14 protein-coding genes and 1 riboswitch are annotated in these 15,027 nt (G+C 68.5%); of the genes, 7 read left to right on the top strand and 7 right to left on the bottom strand.

Annotated elements, in window-relative coordinates:
• Positions 1 to 13 precede the first annotated feature (13 nt).
• The 5 genes from ACGFWE_RS36160 to ACGFWE_RS36140 all read left to right on the top strand — a co-directional run bounded on the left by ACGFWE_RS36160 (position 14) and on the right by ACGFWE_RS36140 (position 4,602).
• On the top strand, positions 14 to 754 hold the full coding sequence (locus ACGFWE_RS36160; RefSeq protein WP_352389467.1) for an ATP-binding cassette domain-containing protein: 741 nt from the start codon (positions 14 to 16) through the stop codon (positions 752 to 754).
• A complete protein-coding gene (locus tag ACGFWE_RS36155; protein WP_352389466.1) occupies positions 736 to 2,073 on the top strand; it encodes a hypothetical protein in 1,338 nt (445 codons plus the stop codon). The genes ACGFWE_RS36160 and ACGFWE_RS36155 overlap by 19 nt, the downstream gene beginning before the upstream one ends.
• 108 nt (positions 2,074 to 2,181) lie before the next feature.
• The gene (locus tag ACGFWE_RS36150) at positions 2,182 to 2,601 is read left to right on the top strand and encodes a VOC family protein (protein WP_352389465.1); all 420 of its coding nucleotides are present in this window, start codon (positions 2,182 to 2,184) and stop codon (positions 2,599 to 2,601) included.
• Between the two features lie 36 nt (positions 2,602 to 2,637).
• Entirely contained in the window at positions 2,638 to 3,759 is a 1,122-nt protein-coding gene (locus ACGFWE_RS36145; protein WP_393604352.1) for an LOG family protein, read from the top strand.
• 147 nt (positions 3,760 to 3,906) lie between these two features.
• The gene (locus tag ACGFWE_RS36140) at positions 3,907 to 4,602 is read left to right on the top strand and encodes an LAETG motif-containing sortase-dependent surface protein (protein WP_352389463.1); all 696 of its coding nucleotides are present in this window, start codon (positions 3,907 to 3,909) and stop codon (positions 4,600 to 4,602) included.
• A gap of 55 nt (positions 4,603 to 4,657) precedes the next feature.
• On the opposite strand, the gene ACGFWE_RS36135 is transcribed toward ACGFWE_RS36140, so the two are convergent.
• The 5 genes from ACGFWE_RS36135 to rlmN all read right to left on the bottom strand — a co-directional run bounded on the left by ACGFWE_RS36135 (position 4,658) and on the right by rlmN (position 10,451).
• Entirely contained in the window at positions 4,658 to 5,446 is a 789-nt protein-coding gene (locus ACGFWE_RS36135) for a maleylpyruvate isomerase family mycothiol-dependent enzyme (protein WP_393604350.1), read from the bottom strand.
• Positions 5,447 to 5,471: 25 nt separating this feature from the next.
• Positions 5,472 to 6,497, bottom strand: coding sequence for an ABC transporter ATP-binding protein (locus ACGFWE_RS36130; protein ID WP_352389461.1), 1,026 nt, complete (start codon positions 6,495 to 6,497; stop codon positions 5,472 to 5,474).
• Entirely contained in the window at positions 6,497 to 8,167 is a 1,671-nt protein-coding gene (locus tag ACGFWE_RS36125; RefSeq protein ID WP_352389460.1) for an iron ABC transporter permease, read from the bottom strand. Before ACGFWE_RS36125 ends, ACGFWE_RS36130 begins: the two co-directional genes overlap by 1 nt.
• Positions 8,143 to 9,213, bottom strand: a complete 1,071-nt coding sequence (locus ACGFWE_RS36120) for a thiamine ABC transporter substrate-binding protein (protein WP_352389459.1) — start codon at positions 9,211 to 9,213, stop codon at positions 8,143 to 8,145. Before ACGFWE_RS36120 ends, ACGFWE_RS36125 begins: the two co-directional genes overlap by 25 nt.
• Positions 9,210 to 9,317, bottom strand: a riboswitch (TPP riboswitch). It overlaps the preceding gene by 4 nt.
• A gap of 27 nt (positions 9,318 to 9,344) precedes the next feature.
• The gene (gene rlmN, locus ACGFWE_RS36115; RefSeq protein WP_393604347.1) at positions 9,345 to 10,451 is read right to left on the bottom strand and encodes a 23S rRNA (adenine(2503)-C(2))-methyltransferase RlmN; all 1,107 of its coding nucleotides are present in this window, start codon (positions 10,449 to 10,451) and stop codon (positions 9,345 to 9,347) included.
• Between the two features lie 262 nt (positions 10,452 to 10,713).
• Here rlmN and ACGFWE_RS36110 point away from each other — a divergent pair, with 262 nt between their 5' ends.
• Entirely contained in the window at positions 10,714 to 11,568 is an 855-nt protein-coding gene (locus tag ACGFWE_RS36110) for a hypothetical protein (protein ID WP_393604345.1), read from the top strand.
• Between the two features lie 1,510 nt (positions 11,569 to 13,078).
• On the opposite strand, the gene ACGFWE_RS36105 is transcribed toward ACGFWE_RS36110, so the two are convergent.
• Together ACGFWE_RS36105 and ACGFWE_RS36100 are read right to left on the bottom strand one after the other, a co-directional pair.
• On the bottom strand, positions 13,079 to 13,744 hold the full coding sequence (locus ACGFWE_RS36105) for a YdcF family protein (RefSeq protein ID WP_393604343.1): 666 nt from the start codon (positions 13,742 to 13,744) through the stop codon (positions 13,079 to 13,081).
• Between the two features lie 2 nt (positions 13,745 to 13,746).
• Positions 13,747 to 14,535 carry a GntR family transcriptional regulator gene (locus ACGFWE_RS36100; protein WP_393604341.1) on the bottom strand — a complete coding sequence of 263 codons (789 nt, stop codon included), beginning with the start codon at positions 14,533 to 14,535 and terminating at the stop codon, positions 13,747 to 13,749.
• Between the two features lie 161 nt (positions 14,536 to 14,696).
• Here ACGFWE_RS36100 and ACGFWE_RS36095 point away from each other — a divergent pair, with 161 nt between their 5' ends.
• On the top strand, positions 14,697 to 15,026 hold the full coding sequence (locus ACGFWE_RS36095; RefSeq protein WP_393604339.1) for a hypothetical protein: 330 nt from the start codon (positions 14,697 to 14,699) through the stop codon (positions 15,024 to 15,026).
• Position 15,027 lies beyond the last annotated feature (1 nt).

The raw sequence follows: 15,027 nt of genomic DNA, 5'->3' as shown, positions 1-15,027 counted from the left end.
GAGGTGTACGCCCATGGAGGCCCCGCCGGACAACGACGTGCTCTGGGCACGCTCTTTGCACTTCACCCACCGCGACGGCTCGCCGGCGCTGCAGGGTGTCTCCCTGGGAGTGCGCGAGGGCGAGATCCTCGCCGTCAGCGGGCCGCGCGGCAGCGGCAAGACCGCGCTGCTCAGATGCCTGTCGGGACTCACCCCCGCCCAGCGCGGCGAGGTCTGGTTCAACAGCGTGCCCGTGCACACCATGGGTCCGATGACCCGTGAGCGCCTGCGCCGCGACCGCTTCGGCTGGATCGACCCGTCCCCGGTGCTCGTCCCCGAGCTCAACGCCTGGGAGAACGCGGCCCTCCCCCTCATGCTGCGCGGCACGGGCCGCCGGCGCGCCAGGACGGCCGCCGTGGAGTGGCTGGAGCGCCTCGACATCGGCGACCGGACCCGCTGCCGCCCGCACGAGCTGACCCAGTCGGAACGCCAGCGCGTCTGTGTCGCCCGCGCCCTCGCCCCGGCTCCGTCGGTCCTGTTCGCGGACGAGCCGACGGCTCCGCTGCACCGGGCGGAGCGCGCGCACGTCCTGCGCACGCTCACGACGGCCGCACGCTCCCACGGCATCACCGTGGTCCTGGCGACGCACGACGCCGACACCGCAGCCCTGGCGGACCGCACGGTCACCCTCCTGGACGGACGCCGGGTGAACACCGTGCACCTGCCCCCGATGGCCGACTCGGAAGGCCGTACCGCGTGCTCGCTCTCCGTCTGACCTGGGGCGCCCGTCCCGCCGTACAGCTGCGCCGCCTCCTGGTGGCGCTCGCCTCGGCGGGCACGGGCTTCCTCCTCCTGTGCACCCTCGGCCACGCGATCAGCCACCCCGAGGACCCGTCCGGCGCCGCACTGCGTCTGGCGTGGTGCCTGACACCCGTGGCGGCGACGGTCCACTTCGCGCTGGCGGTCGCCCGCACCGACCCGGGCACCCGCCCCCGCCCCGGTCTCGCCGCGATCGGCCTCGGCCCGGCCCGCCTGATGGCCGTCACGGCCACGACGACGGCCCTGTCCTGCACCCTCGGCTCGATGCTGGCGCTGCTGTTCTTCCTGCACCTGCGCGGCGACCTGACGGGTATGCCCTTCGACGGAGCGGCGGCGGACTTCCTGGCAGCGGGCGCCCCCCTCCCGTTGCCGGCGGCCCTGACCCTGCTGGGCCTGGTCCCGGCGATCGCGTCGGTGACGGTGGCACTCGTCCTGCGGCCACGGGACGACAGGCCGGCGGCGGCGAAGCGGGAGGCACGGTCGTACGGCCGCTTCGGGGCGTACGGCAGGACGACGGCCAGGGAGCCCTTCGGCGCGTACGGCCGCTTCCGCGCGCGCCGGACCGCCGGTGAGCCCGCCGTCCCGGCCGACGACACCCCCGCGGCCACCCCCACCGACGAGAACCCGGCCCCGGACCCCGGCCAGGACAGCGCTCTGCCCCCACTTCCCCGGGAAGCGCCCAAAGGCCTCCCCTGGGGTGTCGCGGTCCTCGCCGCGGGCCTGGCCGTGGAGGCCTACGCCAACCGTCAGGGCACCACCCCGGCCGCCCCTCTCCCCGGCGGCCTCGCGGGCGCCCCCTCCGTCCTCATCGGCTGGCTGCTGACCGCCGTGGGCCTGGCCGTCGCCGGGCCGGGCCTCACCCACCTCTGCGGCCGTCTCCTCCAGTCCACCCGGCCCGGTGCCCTCCGCCTCCTCGCCGGACGGGTCCTCATGGCGGAAGCCGCCCGTATCGGCCGCCCCTTGGGCATCGTCTGCGCGGTGACCTCCGGTGCCTACGCCATGGCCAGCCTGTACGACACGGCAGGACCCGAAGTGGGGCCCCTCACCACCCTCGGTCTGCTCCTCGTGGCGAGCTGCACGCTCGCCACGCTTCTGACCGCCGCCGTGGAGGCGAAGCACGCGCGGTCGGACACCACGGCCGCACTAGTCCGCCTCGGCGCCCCCGCGACGATGCTCCGCAGCGCCGCGGCCCTCCGTGCGGGCGCCCTGCTGGCCCTCTTCGGCCCGCTGACCCTGGTCGTGGCCGAGCTGGCGGCCCTGCCCCTGTCCTCCTGAACCGGACACGGAAACTCGTACGAAAAAAATCTCCAGTCGCCGATGATTTCCGCCGGCCCCACCCGTCTAACCCACCGAACAGCACGCACCCCGATGGGAGAGACTGAGATGACCTCGCCGACGTACCAGCAGATGATCTTCGTGAACCTGGCCGTGAACGACCTGGACGCCTCGAAGAAGTTCTTCACCGAGCTCGGCTACTCGCTCAACCCGCAGTTCAGCGACGACAACGCGGCATCCGTCGTGATCAGCGACACCATCGTCGCGATGCTGCTGAAGAAGCCGTTCTACTCGACCTTCACCAAGAAGGAGATCGCGGACGCGACGACGACCAGCGAGGTCCTGATCGCGCTGAGCGCTCAGAGCCGCGCGGAGGTCGACGAGCTGGTCGACAAGGCGCTCGCGGCGGGCGGCACCCCGGCCGGCGAGACCCAGGACCACGGCTTCATGTACGGCCGCTCCTTCGACGACCTCGACGGCCACACCTGGGAGGTCATCTGGATGGACCCGGCGGCGATCCAGGGCTGACCCACGGGCCGCAACTCGGCGTGCGAGCATGGGCGGGTGCAGACGAGCCCCGCCCATGCGGCACACCACGACGACCGTGAGATCGAGACGCTGGAGGAGTTCGACGCGGTCGTACCGGCCCGCGGCACCCTCACCGGTTTCCGGGTCCAGTCCGTCGATCTGACCGACCGCACACGGGAGTTGCTCGCCACCGACACCTCGGGGGCCGTCTTCCTGGGCTGCCCGATGCGGGAGAACGCCACGGCCAAGCTCCGCGCGGACGGCGCCCTGGTCTTCCCGCCCGTCCCGCACCTGCCCTTCGACCCGTACCGGGGACTGCTCTACTCCCCCGACGAGTTGTTCGACGGCCTGGAGAAGGGGTACGAGCAGACTCCCGACGCCCTCGCCTACGACTGGTTCCAGCGCACCAGGGCCGACGGCGACATATACGCGTCGATGCTCCGCTCCCTGCACGACGACGCCGTCTCCGACGCCCTCGACGAACTCCTGCGCGCCACCCAGGTCGTGGGCGTGATGGGCGGCCACGCGATGGCCCGCGGCACACGCGAATACGCCGGTGCCGCCCGCCTCGGCCGCGAACTGACCCGCGCCGGATTCACCGTGGCCACCGGTGGCGGCCCGGGCGCGATGGAGGCGGCCAATCTCGGCGCCTACGCGGCCCTCTTCGAGGACGCCATGCTCGACGAGGCGTGCGAACTCCTCGCCGCCGCACCGTCCTTCACCCCGTCGATCACCGACTGGGCGCGCGCCGCGTTCCGGATCCGGGCCCGCTGGCCCCGGGGCGGTCACTCCGTCGGCATCCCGACCTGGTTCTACGGGCACGAGCCGCCGAACGCCTTCGCCTCGCACATCGCGAAGTACTTCGCCAACGCCACCCGCGAGGACGGCCTGCTGGCCCGCTCGAACGCCGGTGTGGTCTTCCTGCCGGGTGCCGCCGGCACCGTGCAGGAGATCTTCGACAACGCGACGCCCAACTACTACGAGTCGCGCGGCGAACCCACACCGATGGTCCTCGTCGACCACGTCCACTGGACGGAGAAGCTGCCCACCTGGCCGCTACTGCAGGCGCTCGCGCGGGAGCGGTCGATGGAGGCCCGCATCGCCCTGGTCGACCGGATCGAGGACGCTCCGGCGGCACTGAAACGTCTCACTGTGTAATAAGAAGGCAAAGTCAACGGTTGTAAGGCCCCTGCACGTTGACACTTCTTATGCAGCGCTTATAGACCTGTGAGACTCCTGGGGTTGGTGATGTCGTATCACCAACCTTTCAACCCCCCGCATTTGCGCACCCCGTGAAGGATGAACGTGGCATTCACGCCCATATCCCGCCGCACCTCCCGCGCCGCGCGCTTCCTCGGCGTCGCCGCCGCCTCGACCGCGATCGTGCTCGGCGCCTCCGGCAACGCCCTTGCCTGCAACATCAACGAGTTCTCGGCCGAAGCGAAGTGTGACGGCACCCAGGGCGTCATCACCGTCACCGACGTGGACAAGACCGGCGTCGAGGCGACGGTCTCCGTGTTCCTGCAGAGCAACGGCGCCGACGCGAAGAAGGTCGGCGAGCAGACGGTGAAGGGCTCCAAGGAGGGCACCACCATCACCTTCAAGGAGGACTGGGCGCCCAACGCGGAGTACCGCATCCGCGTCGTCGCCAAGCCCTACGTCGACAAGGACATCACGCCGAACCTGACCACCCCGGCGACCGCCTGCAAGACCGAGGACACGCCGACTCCGACTCCGACGCCCACGCCCACCCCGTCGGACTCCGCCAGCACCCCGGCCGAGGAGTCCTCGACCCCGACCCCGTCGGCCTCGGAGGGCACCACCGCTCCGGCGACCGTCGAGAGCAACGCCCCGTCGCCCGCGGCCGGCGACTCCAACCTCGCCGAGACCGGTGCGAACTCCAACACCGGCCTCATCGCCGGGATCGCGATCGCCCTGGTCGCCCTCGGTGGCGGCGCCGTGTTCTTCGGCCTGCGTCGCCGTGGCGCCGGCAGCCGCTGACACCCACAGCAGTTCGGTGGCCCGTCCCCTCAACGGGGGCGGGCCACCGCCCTGTTCACCCGAAGGTCGTCCGCTCCAGCCAGAACTCCAACAGCTCCCGCTCCCCGAGGACTTCCAACTCCGGGTGATCCAGCGGCAGTCGCCGGTAGAAGGCGAGCATGACGAAGGTCAGCGGCCCCCGCAGCGCGACGGTCGCCTTCTCGTGCCCGCGCCGCCAGACGATGACGTCCTCGGTGAGCTCGACCACCCACTCGGCGTGCAGCCCGGCGGTCGCGTCGGTGGCATGCAGATGGATACTGCGCCCGGGGCCGCGCAGTTCCCTCGCCCCGTCGTGCGGCATGGCCCGCTGCACGAACTCCACGATCTGGAGCCACTCGTCGATCACGTCGACGGCGATGTCCGCGGCGACGTCGTACGGCAGCCCAGCGGCGAGCGCGGCGTCGGCGCGGTGGATCGTGAGTTCGTGGGCCATCCGGCGGGCCCAGAAGCCCGAGGTGGGGATCCCGGCCCAGGACCACACGGCGGCGTCCGGCCCGGCCTCCCGGAGCGTGGCGACGAGCGCCTCGCCGGTCTCGGCGAGCCACGCGTCGAGATCGGCGGCGTTCTCGGGCCCCTCCCCCAGCGGCACCTTGTCGTCGGCAACTGCCTCCCGCGCCCGGGTCCGCACCATCGACTCCGCCCAGCGCAGGGCGCCCCCGGTGTGCCGCACCAGCCGCTGCAACGACCAGTCCGGGCAGGTCGGCACGGTCACGGACAGATCGGCCCCGGAGGTCACCACGGCCCTCAGCAGGCCGACCTGATGGGTGATCTCGTCGCAATAGCGATCGTGTGACAGCGGGCTCATGCCCCGCACTGTAGGGCCGCCCCCGTCAGCCCAGCACCACAATTTCGGCGGCGTCGAACTCCACCCCGACCGCATCCCCCACCTCCGGCGCCTCGCGCAGCGCACACGCGGCCTCCAGCCGCGGCCCGCCCCCTTCCGAGGGATGCAGGTGTACGGCGACATGCGTGCCCTTGAAGGTCCGCGCGCCGACCGTGCAGCGCAGCCCCTCGTCGGCCGCCACGAGCCGCACCCCCGCGGGCCGCACCAGCACGCTCCGAGCCCCCTGGGCGGCTCCCGAAGGCACCGGCACCTTGCCCCACACCGTGTCCGCGGCCTCGCCCGTCACCGTCCCCTCGACCACGTTCTCGAAGCCGAGGAAGCGGGCCACGAACTCGTCCGCCGGCCGCTGCCACACCTCGAGCGGCGTACCGGACTGGGCGATCCGCCCGTCCCGCATCACCACGACCCGGTCGGCGAGCGCGAAGGCCTCCCCCTGGTCGTGGGTCACCGCGAGCACGGTGGTGCCCAACCGTCCGAACAGCTCGCGCAGTTCGACGACCAGCCGCTCCCGCAGGGAACGGTCCAGCTGCCCGAGCGGCTCGTCGAGCATCAGCAGCCGGGGCCGGGGAGCGAGCGCCCGGGCCAGCGCGACCCGCTGCTGCTCACCCCCGGAGAGTCCGGCGACGGCCCGCCGACCGGCCCCCGGAAGCCCGACGAGGTCGAGCAACTCCCGCACCCGCTCGTCCTGTCGAGCCCTGGAAACCCCCTGCATCCGCAGCCCGAAGGCCACGTTGGCGCCCGCGTCCCGCTGTGGGAACAGCTGATGGTCCTGGAACATCAGCCCGACTCCGCGCCTGTGCGCCGGCACCCCGCCTTGGTCACGCCCGTCGAGCAGGACCCGTCCCTCGTCGAGAGGTTGAAGCCCGGCGACCGCCCGCAGCAGTGTCGACTTCCCGCTGCCACTGGGCCCGAGCACACACACGAGCTCGTGCTCGGCGACATCGAGACCGACCCCGTCGAGGACGGCCCGCCCGCCGAACCGAACCGTCGCGTCCTCGAGGCTCAGCAGCATCAGAACTCCCCGGTCCGGTCGGTCCGCAGCCGTTCGAGCACCAGCAGCGCCACCGCGCACACCACCATCAGGATCGTCGAAAGGGCCATCGCCTGGCCGTAGTTGAGGTCGCCGGCCCGCCCGAGCAGCCGGGCCACGGCAACCGGCAGGGTCGGGTTGTCGGGCCGTGCGATGAACACGGTCGCCCCGAACTCGCCCAACGACACGGCGAAGGCGAAGCCCGCCGCGATCAGCAACGCCCGCCGCACCATGGGCAGATCGACCTCCCGCCACACCCGCCACGGGGAGGCCCCGAGCACCGCCGCGGCCTCCCGCAGCCGGTGGTCCACGGCCCGCAGCACCGGCAGCATGGTCCGCACGACGAAGGGCACCCCGACCAGCGCCTGGGCGAGCGGCACCAGGATCCAGGACTGCCTGAGGTCCAGCGGCGGCTCGTCGAGGGAGATCAGGAACCCGAAGCCCACGGTCACCGCGGACACCCCGAGCGGCAGCATCAGCAGCGCGTCGAAGCCCCGTACGAACCGCCCCGCGTCCCGCCGCGTCAGCGCGGCCGCCGCCAGGCCCCCGACCGCCACCGCGATGGCGGTCGCGGCGAGGGCGTACTCCAGCGAGTTCCCGACCGCCTCGATCGGCGCGACGAGGAAGATCCCGCCGTCGCTGCGGGTCAGCGCCCGGTAGTAGCCGAAGCCGGGGGCATCCAGCGACCGCTGGACGAGCACCGCGAGCGGCAGCACGAGGAGTACGGCGACACAGCCCACGACCCCGGCCAGCAACCCCCGCTCCCCCGCGCCGCGCGGCCGCCGGGCGGTCAGCGACGCGTCCACGAGCCGCAGCGCGGTCTCCCGGCGCCGTACGGTCCACGCGTGCAGGGCGAGGACCGCGCCCACCGCGACGAACTGGATCAGCGTCAGCACGGCGGCCGTGGACAGGTCGAAGATCTCGGAGGTCTGCCGGTAGATCTCCACTTCGAGGGTCGAGAAGGTCGGCCCGCCGAGGATCTGCACCACGCCGAAGGAGGTGAAGGTGAAGAGGAACACCATGAGAGCGGCGGCGGCCACGGCGGGCCCGAGTGCCGGGAGCGTGACCGTCCGCCAGGCCCGGAGCCGGGACGCGCCCAGCATTCGCGCGGCCTCCTCCTGACGCGGATCCAACTGGGCCCACAGGCCGCCGACGGTCCGTACGACGACCGCGTAGTTGAAGAAGACATGCGCGAGCAGGATCGCCCACACGGTGGTGTCCAGCCGTACGCCCCACAGGTCGTCCAGCAGCCCGCCGCGTCCCACCAGCGCCAGGAAGGCCGTACCGACGACGACCGTCGGCAGCACGAAGGGGACGGTGACCACGGCCCGCAGGATCTGCTTGCCGGGGAAGTCGAAGCGCGCGAAGACGTACGCGCCGGGGAGCGCGATCAGGAGCGTGAGCGCGGTGGAGGCGAGCGCCTGCCAGGTGGTGAACCACAGGACGTGCCGGATGTCCGGCTGGGCGAGGACGTCGGCGATCCTGCCGAAATGCCAGGTCCCGCCCGCCTTGAGTCCGCGCGTGACGATCGCGGCGACGGGATAGGCGAAGAAGACGGCGAAGAACGCGACGGGCACGGCCACGAGTCCGAGCCGGGCCGCCGCGTTCTTGACGCCCTTGCGGGGCCTTACTTCAGTACGAGCGAGGTCCATGACTTGACCCAGTCGTCACGGTTGTCGGCGATCTTCGCCGGGTCCATGGTCTCGGGATCCTTGGCCTGCGGACCGTAGGCGGTGAACTCGGCCGGCACCTGGGCGCCGTCGATGACCGGATAGACGAACATGTTGAGCGGCATGTCCTGCTGGAACTCCTTGGTGAGCAGGAAGTCCACGAGGGCCTTGCCGCCCTTGGTGTTCTTCGCGTTGCTCAGCAGTCCGGCGTACTCGATCTGCCGGAAGCAGGTGCCCTGCGCGACCCCGGTGGGGGCGGTCTTCGGCTTCGGGTCGGCGTAGATCACCTCGGCGGGCGGCGAGGAGGCGTACGACACGACGAGCGGCCGGTCGGCCTTCGCCTTCTTGCCCCCGGCGGAACCGGAGAACTCCTCGTTGTAGGCCTGCTCCCAGCCGTCGACGACCTTGACGCCGTTGGCCTTGAGCTTCTTCCAGTAACCCTGCCAGCCGTCGTCTCCGTACTTCGCGGCCGTGCCGAGGAGGAAGCCGAGGCCCGGCGAGGAGGTGGAGGCGTTCTCGGTGACGAGGAGGTTCTTGTAGGCGGGCTTGATCAGATCGTCGTACGACGTCGGCGGCTGGAGCTTGTGCGCGGTGAAGTAGGCCTTGTCGTAGTTGACGCAGATGTCACCGGTGTCGATGGGCGTGACCTTGTCCCCGTCGACCCGGTACCCGGTCTTGATCCGATCGGCGCCCTTGGCCTCGTACGGCTGGAAGAGGCCGTTGTCGAGCGCGCGGGACAGCAGCGTGTTGTCGACACCGAAGAAGACGTCGCCCTGCGGGTTGTCCTTGGTGAGGATCGCCTTGTTGACGGCCTGCCCGGCGTCGCCGTCCTCCAGGACCTTGACCCGGTAGCCGGACTTCTTCTCGAAGTCGGCGAGGACGCTCTTGGAGACGGCCCACGAGTCGTGGCTGACGAGCGTGACGGTCTTGGAGCCGGAGCTTGCGGAGTCGTCGGACGACGAGCCGCACGCGGACAGCGTGACCAGGCCCAGGCCGACGACGACAGCACAGAACTTCTTGTTGTTCACGGTGATGACCGAACTTCCTACCCAGAATGACCTGGGCGAGGTTCAGAGGGTCTGCGGCCCGATTGCCGCACTCTCAGCGCTGTGGCGCTCCCCTGTCGGATATGAAGATGTACGTACGTACGGTCGTCAGACTACCGCTCGGTGGCCGCGAGCTGGCCACAGGCCCCGTCGATCTCCTGCCCACGGGTGTCCCGGACCGTCACCGGCACACCGTGGGCGGCGATGGCCTCCACGAAGGCCTTCTCGTCCTCGGGCCGGGAGGCGGTCCACTTGGACCCCGGAGTCGGGTTCAGCGGGATGAGGTTGACGTGTACCGGCTTGCCCTTGAGCAGCCGTCCCAGCCGGTCACCGCGCCACGCCTGGTCGTTGATGTCCCGGATCAGCGCGTACTCGATGGACAGCCGGCGCCCGCTCTTCTCGACGTACTCGAACCCGGCGTCGAGGACCTCGCGCACCTTCCACCGCGTGTTCACGGGGACGAGGGTGTCGCGCAGTTCGTCGTCGGGGGCGTGCAGGGAGATCGCGAGCCGGCACTTGAAGCCCTCGTCGGAGAACCGCTGGATCGCGGGCACCAGCCCGACGGTCGACACGGTGATACCGCGCTGCGAGAGCCCGAGCCCGTCGGGGGCGGGATCGGTGAGCGCGCGAATGGAGCCGACGACACGCTTGTAGTTGGCGAGCGGCTCACCCATGCCCATGAAGACGATGTTGGACAGCCGAGCGGGCCCGCCCGGAACCTCCCCGTCCCGCAGCGCCCGCATCCCGTCCACGATCTGATGCACGATCTCGGCGGTGGACAGATTGCGATCGAGCCCGGCCTGCCCGGTGGCACAGAAGGGGCAGTTCATGCCACAGCCCGCCTGCGAGCTGATGCACATGGTCACCCGGTCCGGGTACCGCATCAGCACCGACTCCACGAGCGTCCCGTCGAACAGCCGCCACAGCGTCTTGCGCGTGGTCCCCTGGTCGGTCGACAGATGCCGTACGACGGTCATCAGCTCGGGAAGCAACGCCTCCTGGAGCTTGCCGCGCGAGCCCGCCGGGATGTCCGTCCACTGCGCCGGGTCGTGCGCGTACCGCGCGAAGTAGTGCTGCGAGAGCTGCTTCGCACGAAACGGCTTCTCCCCGATCCCGGCCACGACCTCCTTGCGCTCGGCGGGCGTGAGGTCGGCGAGATGCCGCGGCGGCTTCTTGGCTCCGCGGGGGGCGATGAAAGTGAGTTCTCCGGGTGCAGGCATAACCCTTCCAGTGTGGCAGATCAACTCGCGGAGCCCAGGCCAGAGCGGGGTGGGGGTGGTCACCCGTGGGTGCCGACTGTCGACGTTGGTCGGCTTCGGACGGCCCAGGGACGGCCCAGGGACGGCCCAGGACTTAGCCATGCCTTCAACTGCCAGAACCCCGAGGTAGTCCCGTCTCGACCATGCTGGCCTTCCGGTCGACCCCTCGATGTCGGTGCCGTCTGGGATGCTAATGATCCATTGAGAGGAAGGTGCCGTCGCAATGATGTCGACAAATAGGCGTGCAGAAATCGAACGACTGGTCGATGAGGCCTACGAAATCGAATCACTTGTTTCTAAATGGCAACAGCGAGGAACTGTAACGCGAGACGAGCTAAGGGCAGGGCAGGAGAGGTATCAGTCTTGGTACGTGCGAGCCACCCCCCTCATCTCAGAGATTTCCCGCGAGCAGTTCAAAGATATGTACGAAGGCGGCGCGGTTATCAAACGAATCAAGTCGTTCCTTGCAAAGCCTCTAGAAGTGAACCAATTCTACGATCCCACATCGCCAGATTCGCCATTTCCGAAGTGGTCCCATCCGTATTCTTCGACTTTCCTCGAATGTTTCCACACTCAACGCTCACTGCTTCAGGCGGAGATCTACACAGTCGCCGAGGTCTCCCCACTGCTGGCGGAAATCGCAGAAGCGTTCACCAGGTTCCCGAGTTTTTTGCAGTCCTTGCAAAACTCAAAGAAGCCGAACGTGCCACCACCCACGATCCAAAAGGAAGAAGATCTACAGGTGCTGGTGGGTGCTTGTCTTCGTTTGATGTACGACGATGTCCGCCCAGAGGACTACGTACCGGAGCATGGAGGCGGCCGGTCTCGGGTTGACTTCCTCCTGCCAACAGTTGGCATTGTTGTCGAGACGAAGATGACACGTGAATCACTTACCGATAGGAGAGTGGGCGAAGAACTTGCAATTGACTGGAACAGATACGCAAAGCATCCAGACTGTCGGGGTATTTTTGCTCTGGTGTACGACCCGAACCGATACTTGACCAACCCCGCCGGACTGCAATCCGACTTGACACAGGATCAAGGAAACCCTGCAACCAGAGTTCTAGTGATCCGCTGAGTCAGAGGTCGAATGATTCTCAATGCCCAAGTTGAGCCCACGGGGCCGCTAGTTGGTGGAGTACGACCCCGTGCGGTACACAGAATTTGCGGTTTGACGTCATCCTTATCAGGTCGATCACGGGCCCCATGGGAAGTGGCGAGACCCTAATCTGGTGAGGTTCTCTCGACCGTTGGGGGCTGCTCTCGTACACGCGTGTCCGCTGCTGTTGGTGTCAGCCGTTGATGTCAGACATCAATCAGTGGCTTGACAGTTCCCTGCGTCCGTCCCGCCGAGCAGCCTCTACGTTGGGTTGCGTAGTACTTCACCCGCAATAGCAACGAACGAGTTGTACGTGGGCCCAAGCTCAAGGTGCTCGTAACACGCCTGGCGTACTGCTATGTCGGGCGCCGATGTTTCGACGGCGTGAGCCCACTCCTTCATCAGGTAGACGGCAGCCATCACTGTAGCCATGAGCTCACCCACTGCGCTGCGTAGCTCAGGTGGTCCCCACAGATCCAGTTGACGGCTCACCGGTGCCATGGAGACCGACAGAGTGTCCACGGCCTGGTGATGTTCGTCAGCGGGCAGTTCCCCGCGTCCAAGAGCGCCTACCGACCGCGCCAAGGCTCCAGTCAGCTCCGAGTAATGCTCCATGAGCTGTGAACACGCCGACCGTCGATGCTCCCGCGCCCAATGACGGTGTTCAATCTCTGCCTGATCCTGCGTCTGCTTCAGGAGAGCCGCAGAGGTCTTCTCTGCGCCGATTCGCGCCCCGCGCACTGCGGCTACACCTCCAGCCACAGCGCCTCCGAGTGCGCCGACCATGCCAGCCACACCAGCAATAACCGCTGCCACCCCCGCGTCCATCCATCCATAGTGGATCACCGCGAAGGCAGTTGAGAGTCGTTCCTACAGATTGAGGGTGGCCGCCTCGCGACCTGCTTCACCCACCACTCACCCCAGCTCCCATCCCGTCCGCCGTCGACCCACACACTGTGGAGCGGGCGTGGTTCATGGCGTCCAGGTGGAGCGCGCCACTGTACGAACGACCTGGACGCCATGGGCCGCGTCTGCTCGGCTCTGCCTGGGTCGATGGTGGACGGGATGGGAGCACCCTGCGCACGCCCCTACGGACCCGCGGCCTCGAACGGCGCCCCCTCCATCCCGGTGCCGGCCGATCCCCCGCCGGAGGCATCGTTCTGACCGTGGCCATGCCCGTCTAGGGCTCTACCAACTGGGCCGTAACATGCTTGCGGCCCCAGGGCCAGGCCCCGGCGCCGAAGGCGCAGAGGGGCCAGGCCCAAGGGGCCAGCCCGCGCTTTGCGCGGGCCCTTGATGAGGTAGAGAAACCTGTAACAGGTCCCAGGACCGATCGAAGATCAATTGCCAAGTAGCGGTGACAGATCGTGGCCGTGATGCGTTCGGATGGGCGGCGCCTCGTCGCTCAAGGGGTCTGTGGTGAGCACCGCGCGGAACGCACTCATCGCCGCTTCTCGTTCTTCCGGGGCCGAGCCACGCAACGGGGGCATCATGCGGAGTGCTGGTCAGTAGCGAGAAGTCGGCTGGTGAAACCCTCGTGGCACAGCCGCTCGTACGCCTCACGCACGTCATCCGGTACCGGCTGGCTGATCATGTACCCCTGTTCCGGGTAGACCAAGAGACGCTGCAACGCCCCCACCAGCATGTCGATGACCAACCGAGCATCCTGGATCGAGTCCGCGTACTCCTCAAGCGTCATCGGCGTGGACGCGCTGACGAACTCGACCTCGGGCCAGAGCTTGCGTGCCGTGGCATACGCGCGTCGCTCCTCGTAGGGCTTGCTGATGAGAAGCACCGAGGAGACCTCAATCCCGGCATCCTCAAGCACCGCCTTGGAGAACCGGATGTTCTCGCCGGTGTTGCGGGCCTTGGGCTCCACGAGCACGGCTGAGCTGGGAACGCCGAGTTCGAGGGCCCGTTCGCGGTAGTGGACGGCTTCTCCCCGCGGCATGCGTTCCCGCGTCGTCGGACTGGTGGCTCCCGTGAACAGAAGTAGGGGAGCCAGGCCGCGCTTGTAGAGATCTACGGCCGAATCGGCCACACCCAGGTCATGGCTACCCAACCCGATCGCGACCGAGCACGGACGCAAGGCGTGCCCCATCTGGTGGTAGTCCCACAGGCGCCGCGCGTCGGCCCATGCCTGAGTGGAGATCATTCCTACCCCTTCTCGCCCTTCGCCGAGTCCGGCACCTGGAAGTCGTACTCCCAGGCGAAGCGCGAAGCCGCGTGTACACCAATGGCGAACTCCACCACTGTGCCAGAGGCCGTGTAGGTCGTCCGATGCAGCTCGACGACGGGTTCACCTGGCGGCAACTGCAAGAGCTTCACCTCGTCGGCTGTGGCGGCCCTGGCGAAGATCTGCTCTTTCATGTGGTCGATCTCGTAACCGGCGTCGTACAGCACCCTGAATCCTCCGCCGCGGCCGGCCGGTCCCGGGGTCGGGTCCACCAGCCGGGTCCCCTCGACATGTTCGGGTCGGTAGTAGCTCGTGAGGGTGTGGGTCGGCTGGTCGCCTTCCTTCACCAGCCGTGCTCGCGCGTACACCTCCGCCCCTTCGGGGAGGCCGTGTGCAGCGGCGACCGCGGGCGGGGCTTCGACGCGACTGACGGTCTGGGTCTGCTCGTTCCGGCGGTAGCTGCGTCCAGAAGCCACGCGGTCGGCGATGAAAGCCACCTCGTCGCCATCGCGCCACTTCGCCTTGTCGTACCGGCTAATGCCGAGTCGCTTAAGCGGGACCCGCTGTCGTACGACGGTGCCGTGCCCACGGGAGGACGTCACCAGGCCCTCTGCTTCCAGAGCCTTGTAGGCCTGATGGACGGTGGACTTGGAGCCTTCGCCTGCCGCAACGAGCTCCCTGATCTGCGGAAGCTGCTGGCCCGGCGCGTACTCACCCCTCTTGATCTGATCAGCCAGCTTGTCAGCTAGCTCCCGCCACTTCGGCGCCATTTCGCGCTCCTCTCGACTACGCAAGTCAATCACAGTCCCAGGACTGTTGACAGTCCTGGGACTGCGTGCCACAGTCTCCTTAGGTCGCTCGCAGTCCTAGGACAGCGAGCACGGAGAGCCTTCTTTGGGCTGCTCCAACGCATCGACTCAGGGAGTACTTCATGCCGTCGTTCAAGATCGACGTTTCGACCGCTGTGGTGTTCGTGGCGACCGCCCCGGAGCCGAAGATGGTCAACAAGAAGACCGGTGAGCGGGCCGTGGACCGGGACACCAACGCGAGCCTTTCGACCGTGGGCCTGCTGGTCTCGGACGAGGGAGAGGGCAACCTCTACCAGGTGACCGTGCCGGAGACGGGCCTCCCCGAGGGCCTGGTGCCGGGCATGCCGGTCAAGGTCATCGGTCTGAAGGCCCGTGACTGGGAGAACGAGTTCAACGGCCAGAAGCGGCACGGGATCTCGTTCCGCGCGGTCGCGATCGCCCCGGCGGCCTGAT

Source organism: Streptomyces sp. NPDC048523, from assembly GCF_043199815.1.
In the GTDB taxonomy this organism is placed as follows: domain Bacteria; phylum Actinomycetota; class Actinomycetes; order Streptomycetales; family Streptomycetaceae; genus Streptomyces.
The sequence above is the reverse complement of the archived record's forward strand: the minus strand, read 5'-3'. Positions and strand labels throughout refer to the sequence as shown.